Genomic DNA, 14,082 nt, shown 5'->3' with positions numbered 1-14,082 from the left:
GCAAATTTGGTAGATTTGACTGAATTGTGAGGTCGCCATGATCGAAGACCAGGACACCCGGATTCTCGCCCACCTCCAGAAGGACGGCCGCGCCACCAACCAGCAGCTCGCCGATGAGGTCGGCATGTCCACCTCTGCCTGTTGGCGACGCGTGCGCGCGCTGGAGGAGGCCGGCATCATCCAGGGTTATGCGGCGCTGGTCGCGCGCGAGCCGGCGGGCTTCGCGATGTCCGCCATTCTCCACGTCTCGCTGGAACGGCACGACGCAAAGTTCGTCGACGAATTCGTCGCGCGGGTAACCAAACGCCGCGAGGTGCTGGAGTGCTTTGCGACCACGGGCGACGCCGATTATCATTTGCGCGTCGTCGTGCAGGACATGGCGGCCTACAACCGCTTCCTCGACGAGTTCATGTTCCGCATTCCCGGCATCCGCTACGTCCGCAGCAACGTGGTGCTGAAGGAGATCAAGTCGAGCGTGTCGCTGCCGTTTTGATTCCCGAGAGATGCCGTAGGGTGGGCAAAGCGAAGCGTGCCCACGATCTTTCACGACGGAAAAAGATGGTGGGCACGGCGCAAGAGCGCCTTTGCCCACCCTACGGCACCGGTGCTGCGGGGCCGCTAGCGCCCCTCCCGCACAAACCTGTTCCGCAACGTCCCGACACCGGTGATGTCGATCTCCACGACGTCACCGTGCTTGATGTCGGGCGAGGCGCCGTCCGTGCCCATCCAGATCACGTCGCCGGGCCATAAGGTAAAATACTTGGTCAGCTCGACCAGGAACGGCACCACGCCGAAGATCATGTCGTTGGTCGCGAAGCGATTGGTCTCGTTGCCGTTGACCCGGACGATCGTTTCCATCTGTTCGAGATCGGCTTCGGTCTCGATCCACGGCCCCATCGGCTTGAACGTGTCGGCGTTCTTCGAGCGCCACAGGCTACGATCGGCCTTCTGCCAGCTGCGCTCGCTGACGTCGTTGCCGATGGTGTAGCCGAACACGCAATCCATCGCGTTGTCCTCCGTGAGATGCTTTACCTTCTTGCCGATGACGACGACGAGCTCGCCCTCGTAGTGGATTTTCTCCGTCGCAAAGGACGGGATCACGACGTCCTCGTCATGTGCGATCAGCGCGTTCTGGGCGCGATAGCCGATCTCGGGACGGTCGGGCACGGCCGGCACGGTGCCGGCCTTGTCGGCGGCTTCCTTCAGGTGCTTGAGGTAGTTCAAGCCGACGCAATAGAAGGTGCGGGGGATCAGTGGCAACTCGATCTTCACGTCCGACAGCGAATGCGTGCGCGAGCTGCGTTGCCATTCGTCGAAGGGATCGCCTTCGACTGCGATTACCTTGTCGTTCTCGATGATTCCCCACGAGGTCTTGCCTGCATCAGTAAATTTCAGCCAGCGCATGCCAAGTCCTCGTTGCTATTCCGCGGCATCGCGCGGCGGCACCTTCCAGGCGCCGGCCGCGGGCCGCTCCAGTCCGAGATTTTCGCGCAGCGTCTTGCCGCGATAGTCTTTCTGAAACAGTCCGCGGCGTTGCAGCTCCGGAACGACATGCTGGACGAAATCGGCGTAGGAGCCGGGCACATAGGTCGCGGCGATGACAAAGCCGTCGCAGCCGCGCTCGACAAACATCTCCTCGAGCTTGTCCGCGATCTCCTTGGGGCCGCCGACCATTGCGTCCTGCACCTGGCCGCGGCCGGAGAAAGTGACGAAGTCGCGCGCGCTCGGATTGCTCTTGCCCGAATTCTTCAGCACGCCGTCGCGGATGCCCAGGATACCCTGCATGCTCTTCAGCTCGTCAGTGGTCAGCGGCTCATCGAGATCCTTGGAGGCGAAGTCGTAGTTGAGCGCTTCGGCAAGCAGCGACAGCGCGTCGATCTGGAGCGGCAGCTTGTTGATCAGCGCCATCCTGTCTTCGGCTTCCGCCTTGGTCGCGCCACAGACCGGCGTCGTCAGATTGCAGAGGAACATCTCATCAGGGTCGCGGCCGGCTTTGGCGGCCTCGTTGCGCACGGACGCATAGCCGTCCTTGGCGCCCTGAAGATTGCGCGCGGCGGTGAAGATCACTTCGCCCCACCGCCCGGCAAAGCGCTGGCCTCGGCCCGATGCCCCGGCCTGGATGATCACGGGATGGCCCTGCTGCGAACGCGGCACGGTGAACGGCCCGCGTGACTTGAACGCCGCGCCCTTGTGGTCGAGCCGCTTCACCTTGGTCGGATCGGCAAAGCGGCCGGTCTTCTTGTCCATGATGAGCGCGCCGTCTTCCCAGGTGTCCCAATGGCCGAGCACGACCTCCATGAACTCGTCGGCCTTGTCGTAGCGGGAATCATGTTCTGGATGGGAGTCGCGCCCCATGTTGAGCGCCTCGCCGTCGTTGAGCGAGGTGACGACGTTCCAGCCGGCGCGTCCGCCGGACATGAGATCGAGCGTCGCGAAGCGGCGGGCGACGTCGAACGGTTCGTAATAAGTGGTCGAGCACGTCGCGCCCAGCCCGAGCTTCTCGGTGACCATGCCCATCGTGGTCAGCACGATCAGCGGATCCATCTTCACGCAGCGGATGCCGTATTCGACGGTATGGGCGTGGTCGTTGCCGTAGCGGTCCGGCATCGCCAGGCGGTCGTCGAAGAAGGCCATGTGGAACTTGCCGGCTTCGAGAATTCTGCCGATCTCCTGATAATAGTCCGCCGACATCGAATCGTCGCGCGAGTCCGGATGCCGCCAGGAGCTCGGCAGGTTGGTGCAGTTCTGCGCCTGGAGAAAGCCGACCAGGACCATCTGTCGATTCATGCTGCTGTTCTCCTGATGCCGTCAGGCCAGATCGAGGACGGTGTCGAGCCGGTATTCCCGCGCCAGCGCGCGCAGCTTTTCCCAGGTGGCATCCTCGATCTCGATGCCGTCGCGCAGGCGCTGCTGCTCGCGCAGGCCCTCGATCTCGCCGGGATAGTAGACGCCTTTGCTGCCCTCTGACGGCGGCGTCGATTTCAGATAGCGCGCGAACTCGGCGACCTCGCGCTTGAACTCCTGCAGCGGGCGGAATGCGGCGACATTGAACACCGCCATGAAGCATCCGTCATTGTGTCGCCCCGTCGGCTCGACGCCGAAGCCGAGGCCGGTGAGGAGGCCGCACAGCACCTCGACCATCGCAGCAAGGCCGCTGCCTTTGTAACCCTCGGTGCCGCCGAGCGGCAGCAGCGCACCACCCTTGCGGTATTGGGTCGGATCGGTGGTGTGCCGTCCCTCGGCATCGATGATCCAGCCCGTCGGAATCTCCTCGCCGCGGGCGACCGCGAGCTGGATCTTGCCGGCTGCGACAGCTGAAGTCGCCATATCCAGATAGAACGGCGCATCGAGATCGGACGGCACCGCGATCGAGATCGGGTTGGTGCCGAGCCGCGCTTCCTTGCCGCCGAACGGCGCCACGTGCTTCGGCGAGCGGCCGGAATCCGCCGTGGCAATCCCGATCATGCCTGCGCGCATCGCCATCAAGGGGTAGGCGGCGAGGCGGCCGACATGGCTTTGCCGGAACACGGTGCAGGCAGCGACATTCGCCGTCCTGGCTTTCTCGATCGTCAGCGCCATCGCCTTGGCGTTGACGTGGAAACCAAAGCCCCAATGGCCGTCGATCACGGTCGTGGTCGGCGATTCCTGGACCACGGTCCATTTGGCGCCGGGAACGATGTGGCCGGCCTTGATCCGGTCGATGTAGGTGGGAATGGCGATCACGCCGTGGGAATCATGGCCGGCGAGATTGGCATTGACGCAGCCGACGGCGACGGCGTCGGCTTCTTCCTCGGAGGCCCCGGCGGCGCGGAGCAGGGCGGCGCTGACGCGCGTGAGGCGATCGGCCGTGACGATCGGCATGGCGTTCCCCGGGGTCTTTGCCCTTGGCGGGCACTGATTGTTGGAGGCCATCGTCTCAAAGCGCGGCAGCGATATCAATCTCCCGTAAACCAATACAGGGCTGCAAATTCGTAAAGAGATCGCGCCTCTCGCTGAGGATTCGTCCCGCGCGGCGGTATTTTCGGTAGTTTACCCGGGGTCGTTCGCAGCTCGTTCACTTTGATCGATTGTTTGCAGCGCGCAATAACCACCACTTAGGCGATGGCCCCTCATAAAGTCACCCGGGAGAAATAGGCAGAAATGCCCGGGAGCTGAGATCGTGCCGACGACACTCGCGCGCACATTTGCGGCGTTGAGCGCCATCAACGAAGCGATCCTCTATGCGAAATCGCCGGACGAGCTGTACCAGAAGGTCTGCAACGCCGGGTTTTCGAGCGGGGATTTCCTGGCTGTCGCCGTGTTTCTGGTCGGAGCGGACGACCGGCGGCTCCATTTTGCGGCCGGCTGTGGCGATGACATTGCGCGGCTGCGCTCGATCGAGATCACGACGGATGCCGGCACACCCGAAGGCTCGGGCGTCGGCGGCGAGGCATTTCGAGATCAGAAGCTGTGCGTCAGCAATGATTATCTGAACGACCCGCGTTCGCTGGCGTGGCGTCAGGGTGCAGCTTCCGCCGGCATTGGCGCGGCTGCGGCGCTGCCGCTGCTCTGCAACGGCGAGAGCGTCGGCGTGCTCTACGTGACCCGCCGCGAAGCCGGCTCGCTGAACGAGCAGATGGTGTCGCTGTTCGAGCGCATGTCGGCCAACATTTCCTACGCTCTGGACAATTTCGCGCGCGAGACTGCGCGGCAGACCAGCGAACGGGCGACGCGGCGACTCAACCGTATGTTCGGCGCCATCAGCGCCACCAACGAAGCCATTCTGCGCGCCAAGACCGAGCAGGAGCTGTATCAGCTCGTGTGTGACGCCTCCGTTCACGGGGGCAAATCGCTGGCGACCATCGTGTTGCTCCGCGAACCGGATTCGCATTGGATGAGTCCGGTCGCGTCCACCGGCCAGAACCTCGCACTAATCACCCAGGCGCGCTATTCGATCGATCCGGAGAATCCCTACGGCAAGGGACTATCCGGCGAGGTGTTCCGGACGCAGAAGGCCATCGTCGAGGACGATCTCGCCAGCCGCACCAGAGGCACGCCGTGGGAGCAGGCCAACGTCAACACTGGCGTTGCCGCCTGCGTGGTCGCGCCGCTGATCAGGCACGGTGAAAGTGTCGGCGTGCTCTTGTTTTTCATCAGCCGCTCCTGGGCCAAGGACGAGGAGATCGTCGCGCTCCTGCTGCGTATGGCGGAGAACGTCTCGTTCGCGATCGATAATTTCGGCCGCGAGTCCGAGAAGGCCAAAATCGCTGCGGAAGAAGAGCGGCTGGCGCGCATGTATGCGGCGCTCAGCGCCACCAAAGAGGCGATCCTGCGGGCGCGGTCGCGCGCCGATCTGTTCGACCTCGTCTGCGAGGCGACGGCGAAGGGCGCCAAGTTCACTTCGGCCAACATCGCCCTGGTCGACCCTCACGCCGGGCTGCTGCGCGTCGTCGCCTGTTACGGACCGAACGCCGACCACGTTCGCAACTTCAAGTTATCCATCTCCGAGGAGGTGCCGGAAGGGCGCGGACTGACCGGCACCGCGTTCCGCACGCGCCAGCCCGCCGTCAGCAACGACGTTCTCGCCGACGAGCGCATCGCGCCCTGGCACGCCAGCGCCCGCCGCAACGGGATCGCGTCCTCCGCCGCGTTGCCGCTCTTCAACGGCGACCAGGTCGAAGGCGTGTTTCTGTTCAACTCCCCGGAGTGCGGCACGTTCACACCCGAATTCGTCGAATTGCTGCGCAAGCTCCAGGCCAACGTCGCCTTCGCGCTGGAAGGCTTCGATCGCGCCGAGGAGAAGGCGCAAGTGGACAAGCAGCGCAATCGCCTGAGCGGAATGTTCGAAGCGCTCAGCGCAACCAATGAAGCGATCATGCGCGCCAAGACGCGCGAGGACCTGTTCGAGGCCGCGTGCCAGGCAGCTATTCTCGGCGACGTGTTCGCGTCGGCAACGATCGGCATCATCGACGAGGAAAACGAGCTCGTCCGCGTCGTCGCGGTAAAGGGGCGCCTGCAGCGGCAGATGGTTGGTCGGACCTGCAACATTTCCGCCGACCATCCCGAAGCCAAGGGGATCATCGGCACCTCGCTCCGGACCCGCCGGCCCAGCGTCATGAACGACTATCTGAACGAGCCGCGGTCGGCATACTGGCGGGCGAAGGCGATCGAGGACGGAACGCGGGCCGCCGCCAGCTTCCCGCTTCTAAAGGCGGGCCAGGAGCCGATCGGCATCCTGCTTTTCCTCGCGCCCGAGGAGAACACATTCACGCCCGATCTGGTCGAACTGCTCGGGCGCCTTGCCGAAAACGTCTCCTTCGCGCTCGACAATTTCGACCGCGCCGAGGAAAAGGCCCGCACCGAGGCGCAGAAAGAGCGCCTGACGCGCATGTTCGCGGCTCTGAGCGCGACCAACGAGGCGATCATGCGGGCGAAGTCGCGCGCCGAGCTGTTCGATCTCGTCTGTCTGGCGGCCTCGAACGGTGCCAAGTTCACGTCGACGACCATCGCGCTGGCCAGGGCCGACAGCGACCGGCTGGAGATCGTGGCGAGCGCCGGGCCATCTTCCAACACCACGCGGAACGTTCGCCTCTCGATCGACCCCGAGCGGCCCGAAGGACGCGGGATGAGCGGCACGGCGTTCCGCACGCGCCGGCCCTGCATCAGCAACGACTATCTCAATGACAATCGCGTCAGCGCATTCCACGCCGTCGTCCGCGGCGACGGCGCGCGATCGGGCGCGGCTTTTCCGCTCATCGTGCACGATCAGGCCGTCGGCGTCATGATCTACATGTCGACCGAGCCGGCTACCTTCACGGCCGAGTTCGTCGAGCTGTTGCAACGTCTCGCCGACAACGTGTCCTTCGCGATGGAGAATTTCGATCGCGCCGACGAGAAGAAGGAGGCGGACGAGCGGATCGAGTATCTCGCCTCGCATGACAGCCTGACGGACCTTCCGAACCGCGAGACCTTCAACGGGCTTTTGCGCGGGGCGATCGAAACGGCGGAGCGCCACGATCACCGTTTCGCGGTGCTGTTCATCGATCTCGATCGCTTCAAGGTCATCAACGATTCGCTCGGCCATGAGGCCGGCGACCTGCTCCTGCTCGAAGTCGCCAACCGCTTGCGCGGCGCGCTGCGGGAAAGCGATGTGGTGGCGCGCCTCGGCGGCGACGAGTTCGTGGTGATCCTCGACCAGTGCGGCGAGATCGACGACGTCCAGCGCATCGCGACCGGGCTGCTCGCGGCACTCGCCGAGCCCATGGAGCTCGCCGGACACGAGTGCCACACCACGGCCTCGATTGGTATCGCGATGTATCCGGCCAACGGCTCCGATGCGCAGACACTGACCAAGAACGCCGACATGGCGATGTACTTGGCCAAGGAGGACGGCAAGAACGGCTACCGCTTCTTCTCCAAGGAGGTGAAGACGCAGTCGATCGAGCGGCTGTCGCTGGAGAGCGCGCTGCGCCGTGCGCTGGAGCGCGAGCAGTTCTCTTTGAACTACCAGCCCAAGGTGGACATGGAGACCGGCCAGATCACCGGCGTGGAAGCCCTGCTGCGCTGGACGCATCCCGATCTCGGCAACATCTCGCCGGCTCAGTTCATTCCGCTCGCCGAGGAAACCGGCCTGATCGTGCCGATCGGCCGCTGGGTGCTCAACGAGGCCTGCGCGCAGGCCATGGCCTGGCAGCGCCGCGGCCTGTTGCCGTTGTCGATGGCGGTCAATTTGTCGCCGCGGCAGTTCGCCGACGAGCATCTGTTGCAGGACGTCGACGAGGCGCTGGCGGCCAGCGGCATGTCGCCGGTGCTGCTCCAGCTCGAAGTCACCGAGAGCATGATGATGCGCAATGTCGGCCGCGCGCTCAAGGTGCTCGATGCCATCCAGAGCCGCGGCATCCGCCTCGCCATCGACGATTTCGGCACCGGCTATTCGTCGATGTCGCTGATGAAGCACTTCCCGATCGACACCATCAAGATCGACCGCTCCTTCGTGCGCGATCTGCCGCAGGATTCCGAGGACCAGGCGATCGCGCAGGCCATTATCAGCATGGGCAAGGCGCTCGGCATGACCGTTGTCGCCGAAGGCGTCGAGAACGTCGAGCAGGAGGCGTTCCTGCGTACCCATGGCTGCGACGAGATGCAGGGCTTCCTGATCTCGAAGCCGCTGCCGGCCAAGCAGATGGCCGAGCTGCTGCGGCCGATGGTCCTGCCTGTCGCCCCGCCGCTCCAGCCGGAGCCGGACGTTGCCGCTACTGAAGCTGCGGCGTCACGGCTGAAACGCGCTGTCGTCTGACGGCTGCGGGTGCAGCTCGCGGACGTCGTGCTCCCCGCCCTCGACCTTGTTCGGAAAATCCTGAGGTCCCGTCAGCGATGTCTGCTCGACGAACAGCCCGAGAATCGCGTGCGCGCCCTCGGCGAAGCTCGCACCCTCGTTCAAACCGAGTTCGGCGCACCATGGGCAACTCATCGGCTCCTGGTCGTCGAACACCGCCATGGCAGGTCCCCACCACCAGGCGGGCGCGGGCGAGCGCTCCTCCGCAGGCACAATGTGCCAGCGGGCAAACTCCTCCATCACGCGCTCGAACTCCAGGCGGGCGGCCTGATGCATTCGTTCCATGCTCCCAGGGATCCGCGACCGATGACAGGCCTTCGCGCCGAAATGATCGTGACCTGACGCTCGGAAAAATCGGCTCGCTCAATCGGCCGAGCATGCATGCCGGCATCGTCGCCGGCAGCGAAGGCCCAGTCTAGCCGTTCACGCCTCCGCCGAGCAAGGCGCGGGCGCCCCGATTGCCTAACGCGGTCTGAACGGATGCGCCTTCTGGTGCCAGGCCCAGGCGGTGCGGATGACCGTCGCCAGGTCGGAATGGCCAGGCACGAAGTTCAGCACCTTTCGCGCAGCGGAAGGATCGGCGACAAGATAAGTGGGATCGCCGGCGCGGCGCGGCTTGACGGTGTGCGGCACCTCGCGGCCGGTCTCCTGCCTGATCGCGTTCAGGATCTCGCGCACGGAAAAGCCGGAACCGGTGCCGAGGTTGAAGCTGCCGCCGGCATGCCCCTCTTCCAGCAGCTTCAGGGCCGCGACATGCGCCGCGGCGAGGTCGGTGACGTGGATGTAGTCGCGGATCGCGGTTCCGTCGGGCGTGTCGTAGTCGTCGCCGAACACCGCGAAGTCGACATGGCCCTGCAGCGCCATCATGGCGCGGGGAATGAGGTGGGTTTCATTGTCGCGCAGCTCGCCGATGCCACCGGCCGGATCGGCGCCGCTGGCGTTGAAATAGCGCAGGCAGAACGCGCCGAAGCCATAGGCCGAGCGATAATCGGCGAGCATCCGCTCGATCATCAGTTTCGATGCGCCGTAAGGATTGATCGGCATGCAGGGAAAGTCTTCCGGCAGCTCCTTGGAATCGGCATTGCCGTAGACGGCGCCGGTCGAGGAGAACACGATGCGATGGCAGCCTGCGTTGCGCATCGCCTGCAACAGCGACAGCGTGCCCTGAACGTTGTTGATGTAGTATTTCTGCGGATCGGTCATGGACTCGCCGACCAGGCTCGCTGCCGCGAAATGCATCACCGCCGTGATTTTGTGGTCGGCGAAGGCGCGTGCCAGCGCCGTGCCGTCGAGCAGATCGCCCGTCACCAGGGGGCCGGCAACGAAGCTGCGATGACCTGTCGAGAGATTGTCATAAACGACGGGCTGGTAGCCGGCGGCGGTCAATGCGCGGCAGGCATGCGAGCCAATATAGCCCGCGCCCCCGGTGACGAGGACGGTCGGTCGGTCGGTCATATCGTCTTCTGCTCTTCTCTTAGCGGAGGGGCCGGTTGCGGCTGAAGAGAAGATAGAGCGCGCGGGGGTTGGTGGTCAAATAGCGCCAGAACAGGCGGCGCGGCTCGAGCAAGGTGCGCCAGGCCCATTCGAGTCCGATCTTCTGCATCCATTGCGGCGCGCGGGAACGGCTGCCCGACAAAAAGTTGAACAGGCCGCCTGATGTCTTGATAACGCCAACATTGGTCAGGTACGGCGTGAATTCCTCCACGAATGCCTGCTCGTTGGGCACGCCGAGCGCGACCCACAGATAGTCCGGCGCAAGCGCGTTGATCTCCTCGACCTTGGCGCGCAGCGCCTCGCCTCGCAGATAGCCGTGGCTGCGCCCGATGATCTTGAGGTTCGGATACATCTTCTGGACGTTCTCGACCGCCACGATGTTTTCGGCCTCGCTGGCGCCGAACATGTAGAAGGTGCGGCCGACCGCTTCCGCCTTGCGCGCGACGACGTGGAACAGGTCCGTGGTCGCGACGCGCTCGGGCAGGGGAAACCAGGATTGCAGCTTTGATGCCGCGACCAGCGGCTGACCGTCGGCATTGATCAGGTCGGCGGCGCGGAACAGGCGCTCGGTCTGCGGTTCCGTCGAGCAGCGCGCCAGCACCTCACCGTTGGCCGAGGTCAGGAACAGCGGACGGCCGATGCGATTGTCCGGATCGGTCGCTTCGATCATGAAATCGGCGGTCGCTTCCAGATCGATCGCGGCCATGCGGAGCCCGCCGACGGTGATTCGCGGCACGTCGGCCGTTGCTGCCCGTCCGTCGAGGTTGACGCGACGCTCAAGCATATTGTCTGCCTCGCTGGCGCGTTTGGATTGCAGGGGTGAGCTCGTCCAGCACGACGCCGACGAGCTTGCGCTCGGCGCGGCCCAGCGCGGTCAGGATCTCTTCCAAGCTGTCGTTGATGTCGAGGCTGGTCGGCAGCACCGCCACCAGCGCGTCGGTGTCGTCCAGCAGCTTTCGGCCGCCGGCAAGAAGCGGCATCACGGGGCCGTCGAGGATCACGAGGTCATAGCCGCCCGCGGCGCGCGCCTGCGCAATCGCCTTGCGGATCGCATCGGCAGCCTTTCCGGCGTCGCCCTCGCCGGCCGGCAGCACCGAAATGCCGTTGACCGTCTTGATCTCGCGTGCGGCCTTGCTGCCGATCGAGAGCCAGCCGAGCCTGCTCGGTTCGTTCCTGCCGGGGCGGCTGACCTTGTTCGAGAGTGCGTGGGCCTGATGGTCGGCATCGATCATCAGCACGCGGGCGCCGTCGCGCGCAGCCGCAAGCGCGAAATTCAGCGCGATCACGCTGCGTCCGGTGGTGTCGCCGGCGCCGACGAGCGCGATGACCGGCATCGCCTTCTCGCCGGCGCGCCGGGCCACCGCAGTGCGCATATCGCGCCAGGCGTTGAGCAGCTTCGTCAGCGGAAAGCCGGGCCGCAATGTCGGCCAGCCCAGCCGGGTGAGGTCGACGCCGCCGCCGGTGGCGAGAATGGCTCCGAGCGTGTGGATGACGTCGGCCTCCTGGAGACGCGCGATCAGCGGCTTTTCGATCAGGGGCTTTTCGACCATCGCAGGCTGCAGCGATGGCGCGGCAAGTTCGGGCAGGGCCTGCGCCACTTCCTGAGGTCGCGAGACCTGAGGAGATTGCGGAGCTGCGGGAGCCGGCAATACCTCGGGAGCGCGCGTTCTCTCCGGCGCCGGCTTGCGCTCACGGCGGGCTGGCGCGGGCGCCGGTGCGCCGACGAGCAGGAGTTCGACCGCGGCGAACCAGCTTGACGCCGCGAGCGCGCCGAAGATGAAGCCGATCATGGCGAACAGGCTCATGGCGGGCGGGAACGAGCGCCGCTGCGGCACCGTCGCTTCGCCGATGACGCGGGCCGCCGAAGTGTTCAGCGTCTCCTGCTCCTCGGTCTCGCGCGAGCGCTTGAGGAAGGATTGATAGACGTCGCGGCTGGCATCGGCCTCGCGCTCGAGCTCGCGCAGACGGACGGCGGCCTGGCTGAGCTGCACGCTCTGCCGCTTCTGCGCTTCCGTGGCCCGGTTGAGCGAGGCCTCATAGTCGCGGGCGCGCGTCAGATCGTTCTTGGCCGACTGGGCGAAGCGATCGATCTCCTCGCTGATGGTGCGCTTGAGATCCTCGACCTGCTTCTCGGTCTGGCGCAGTGCCGGATGGCGCGGCCCGAGCTCGCCAGCCTGCTCAGCATATTTCTTGCGCGCATCGGCATATTGCGCGCGCAGGTTCGCGATCGTCGGCGATTGCAGCGCCTCCGGGATCGCGCCAGCGTCGGCCGCGGTACGGCGGTTCGCCTCGATCTGGTCGAGCCGCGCCTGGGCATCCATCGTCGCCGCGCGGGCCGCGGAAAGCCGCTGGTTGCTGGCGGAAAGCTGCTGATCGCTGATCAGCGCATCCTGGGTGCCGACGAAATTGTTCTGGGCCTTGTAGGTGGCGAGCGCGGTCTCGGCGTTGCGCAGCCGCTCGCGCAGCTCCTTGAGGCGGCCGGAGAGGTCGTTGGTGGCGCGCCGTGCGGCCGAAGCCTGCGAGTTGCGGGACTCGGCGAGATAGGCATTGGTCAGCGTGTTGGCGAGCATCGCCGCCTTCGCCGGATCCGTCGACCAGACCTCGATGTCGACGATGAAGCTCTTTTCGGTCTTGCGGATCGTGATGTGCCTGTTCAGCGCCTCGAGTGCCGCAAGCTGCACCTCCTTGTTGTCCGCAGCGGAGGGAGCGCGGGGCTGCAGACCGATCAGGCCGAGCAGCGACGACATCAGGCTCTGGCCGTCGCTGCCGCCGCCGAATTCCGGGTCCTTGTCGAGACCCGCCTGCTGGATCACCTTGAGCAGTACGCTGTTGGAGGTGATCAGCCGCGCCTGGCTCTCCACCACCATGGCCATGCCGGAGACGTCCTGCGCGCGCGGTGTGAGTTCGCGGTCGACGAGCTGAAGCTCGCGCGGATCGACATAGAGCTGGGCGGTGGCGGTGTAGCGGGGCGTAAGGCTCTTGCCCACGGTGACGGCAAGCGTTGCACCGAGCAGAGCGGCCGCGGCAATCGCGATCTTGCGTCGCCAGAGCAAATTGGCGAGCTCCAGCACGTTGAAGCCGGCCTGGGGCCTCTGTTGCGGCGACTCCGGTCTGGCCCGATCTATCGGCTGGTTATAGTCAAGCATGATCCCCAGCTTTCATTCCAAATGCCGCAGGCTGAGGGGCTACTCTTCGCTCTACGCCATGCACCCGGGATATAGGTGCCCAATCAACGCAACAGGGAAAATTAACCATACTCATTGAGGGACTATTCACCGAAATGGCAAACAAAGCGTTTAAGCGCATGCCACTCCGCAGTGCGTCCTCGTGACGCCAGCGATGCCGGGGCTCCCTGGAGATTAACGGTTCGTTACCGCGCGCGGCATGGCTGCGAGGCTCCGCTTGTTCCGCAATGGACCGCGCGCGCGCCATGATGGTCAGCTCTTCCGCAGGATGACGTGATAGTCGCCGCGACGGACGTCGGTCCCGCGCGAAAGCATGGTATTCAGCACGGCGGCGCCGGCGTCCACGAGCGCCGCGAACAGCGGCTTGCTCCGGCGCATCTCGGGATAGCGCGGACTCTCGACCTCGCGGCGGTAGATCATCTCAAGGCCGTTGGCGGCCGCGAAGGCTTCGAGCCGGGGCAGCGTCACCAGCGGATGGAAGAAGGTCGGGAACGGTGGCTCACCGGGCATGCCGGCATCCTTGATGCCGCGGATGTGCCGGTAGAACCAGACGTGAAACCAGTGCGGCGAATATTTGGTGACGACGCCGGAGAGCGAGCGGGGATTGGGCGCGCCGATCAGGATCATGCCGCCGCGCTTGAGCGCATCGCGGAAGTTCAGGAGCGCGGCGTCGACGTGGGGCAGATGCTCGATCACGTTGTAGCAGATCACGAGATCGAAGGTCTCGCGCTCGAAGCGGTAGGTCTGCACGTCGCCGAGAATCGCCTCATCCGCGTAAGTGTTGTTGCGGACCTGGTCCTCGTCGATGTCAACGACGGTGACCTTGCTGCGTCCAGGCAATTCCGGCGGCAGGACGCTGCACGAGCCGCCGCCGGCTTCATAGATGGCGAGCTGGCCTTGCGGCAGTTCACGGCGCAGCACGTCGTGAACGGCGAGCAGGCTGTCGCGCGCTTCGCCCGGGACGAGATCGTGAAGTGCCTGGACGGGGGCCGCGGTCGCGGGGATCCGGATCGCCGTGGCTGTCGCAAAATCGATCGTGGCTGGCTTGTTCATATTTTCTGACCGCGCTTGTTCTATTCAAATTTACAG

The 14,082-nt window shown here is 65.0% G+C and carries 10 protein-coding genes; 2 read left to right on the top strand and 8 right to left on the bottom strand.

Translation table 11 applies throughout. The features are described 5' to 3' along the window. Positions 1 to 37 precede the first annotated feature (37 nt). The gene (locus GGD67_RS06610) at positions 38 to 493 is read left to right on the top strand and encodes an Lrp/AsnC family transcriptional regulator (protein ID WP_179731720.1); all 456 of its coding nucleotides are present in this window, start codon (positions 38 to 40) and stop codon (positions 491 to 493) included. Between the two features lie 125 nt (positions 494 to 618). Here GGD67_RS06610 and GGD67_RS06605 read toward each other — a convergent pair whose 3' ends face one another. The 3 genes from GGD67_RS06605 to GGD67_RS06595 are packed head-to-tail and all read right to left on the bottom strand — an operon-like array spanning position 619 to position 3,861. Further along, complete coding sequence (locus GGD67_RS06605) at positions 619 to 1,404, bottom strand: fumarylacetoacetate hydrolase family protein (RefSeq protein ID WP_179731718.1); 786 nt, start codon at positions 1,402 to 1,404, stop codon at positions 619 to 621. Between the two features lie 15 nt (positions 1,405 to 1,419). After that, the gene (locus GGD67_RS06600) at positions 1,420 to 2,787 is read right to left on the bottom strand and encodes an LLM class flavin-dependent oxidoreductase (protein ID WP_179731716.1); all 1,368 of its coding nucleotides are present in this window, start codon (positions 2,785 to 2,787) and stop codon (positions 1,420 to 1,422) included. A gap of 21 nt (positions 2,788 to 2,808) precedes the next feature. Continuing rightward, the gene (locus GGD67_RS06595) at positions 2,809 to 3,861 is read right to left on the bottom strand and encodes an Ldh family oxidoreductase (protein ID WP_179731714.1); all 1,053 of its coding nucleotides are present in this window, start codon (positions 3,859 to 3,861) and stop codon (positions 2,809 to 2,811) included. Positions 3,862 to 4,159: 298 nt separating this feature from the next. Between GGD67_RS06595 and GGD67_RS06590 the strand changes: the two genes are divergently transcribed. Next, positions 4,160 to 8,275: a GAF domain-containing protein gene (locus GGD67_RS06590; protein WP_179731712.1), complete on the top strand. Its 4,116-nt coding sequence runs from the start codon at positions 4,160 to 4,162 to the stop codon at positions 8,273 to 8,275. Here the strand turns inward: GGD67_RS06590 and GGD67_RS06585 are convergent. The 5 genes from GGD67_RS06585 to GGD67_RS06565 form a co-directional block, all read right to left on the bottom strand. Continuing rightward, positions 8,249 to 8,590 (bottom strand): hypothetical protein, encoded by a 342-nt coding sequence (locus GGD67_RS06585; RefSeq protein WP_179731710.1) that lies wholly within the window; start codon positions 8,588 to 8,590, stop codon positions 8,249 to 8,251. The genes GGD67_RS06590 and GGD67_RS06585 overlap by 27 nt on opposite strands. A gap of 186 nt (positions 8,591 to 8,776) precedes the next feature. Then, entirely contained in the window at positions 8,777 to 9,769 is a 993-nt protein-coding gene (galE, locus tag GGD67_RS06580) for a UDP-glucose 4-epimerase GalE (protein WP_092255363.1), read from the bottom strand. Between the two features lie 19 nt (positions 9,770 to 9,788). Continuing rightward, positions 9,789 to 10,592, bottom strand: coding sequence for a WecB/TagA/CpsF family glycosyltransferase (locus GGD67_RS06575; protein ID WP_179731708.1), 804 nt, complete (start codon positions 10,590 to 10,592; stop codon positions 9,789 to 9,791). Next, the gene (locus tag GGD67_RS06570) at positions 10,585 to 12,954 is read right to left on the bottom strand and encodes an exopolysaccharide transport family protein (RefSeq protein WP_179731706.1); all 2,370 of its coding nucleotides are present in this window, start codon (positions 12,952 to 12,954) and stop codon (positions 10,585 to 10,587) included. Before GGD67_RS06570 ends, GGD67_RS06575 begins: the two co-directional genes overlap by 8 nt. 291 nt (positions 12,955 to 13,245) lie before the next feature. Then, positions 13,246 to 14,046, bottom strand: coding sequence for a bifunctional 2-polyprenyl-6-hydroxyphenol methylase/3-demethylubiquinol 3-O-methyltransferase UbiG (locus tag GGD67_RS06565; RefSeq protein WP_018321528.1), 801 nt, complete (start codon positions 14,044 to 14,046; stop codon positions 13,246 to 13,248). Positions 14,047 to 14,082 lie beyond the last annotated feature (36 nt).

The organism is Bradyrhizobium sp. IAR9, assembly GCF_013408065.1.
Lineage (GTDB): Bacteria > Pseudomonadota > Alphaproteobacteria > Rhizobiales > Xanthobacteraceae > Bradyrhizobium.
The sequence above is the reverse complement of the archived record's forward strand: the minus strand, read 5'-3'. Positions and strand labels throughout refer to the sequence as shown.

Coding starts and splice junctions, on each gene's coding strand:
- GGD67_RS06605 (WP_179731718.1), bottom strand. CDS start 1,404: ATGCGCTGGCTGAAATTTACTGATGCAGGCAAGACCTCGTGGGGAATC.
- GGD67_RS06595 (WP_179731714.1), bottom strand. CDS start 3,861: ATGCCGATCGTCACGGCCGATCGCCTCACGCGCGTCAGCGCCGCCCTG.
- GGD67_RS06600 (WP_179731716.1), bottom strand. CDS start 2,787: ATGAATCGACAGATGGTCCTGGTCGGCTTTCTCCAGGCGCAGAACTGC.
- GGD67_RS06585 (WP_179731710.1), bottom strand. CDS start 8,590: ATGCATCAGGCCGCCCGCCTGGAGTTCGAGCGCGTGATGGAGGAGTTT.
- GGD67_RS06570 (WP_179731706.1), bottom strand. CDS start 12,954: ATGCTTGACTATAACCAGCCGATAGATCGGGCCAGACCGGAGTCGCCG.
- galE (WP_092255363.1), bottom strand. CDS start 9,769: ATGACCGACCGACCGACCGTCCTCGTCACCGGGGGCGCGGGCTATATT.
- GGD67_RS06610 (WP_179731720.1), top strand. CDS start 38: ATGATCGAAGACCAGGACACCCGGATTCTCGCCCACCTCCAGAAGGAC.
- GGD67_RS06565 (WP_018321528.1), bottom strand. CDS start 14,046: ATGAACAAGCCAGCCACGATCGATTTTGCGACAGCCACGGCGATCCGG.
- GGD67_RS06575 (WP_179731708.1), bottom strand. CDS start 10,592: ATGCTTGAGCGTCGCGTCAACCTCGACGGACGGGCAGCAACGGCCGAC.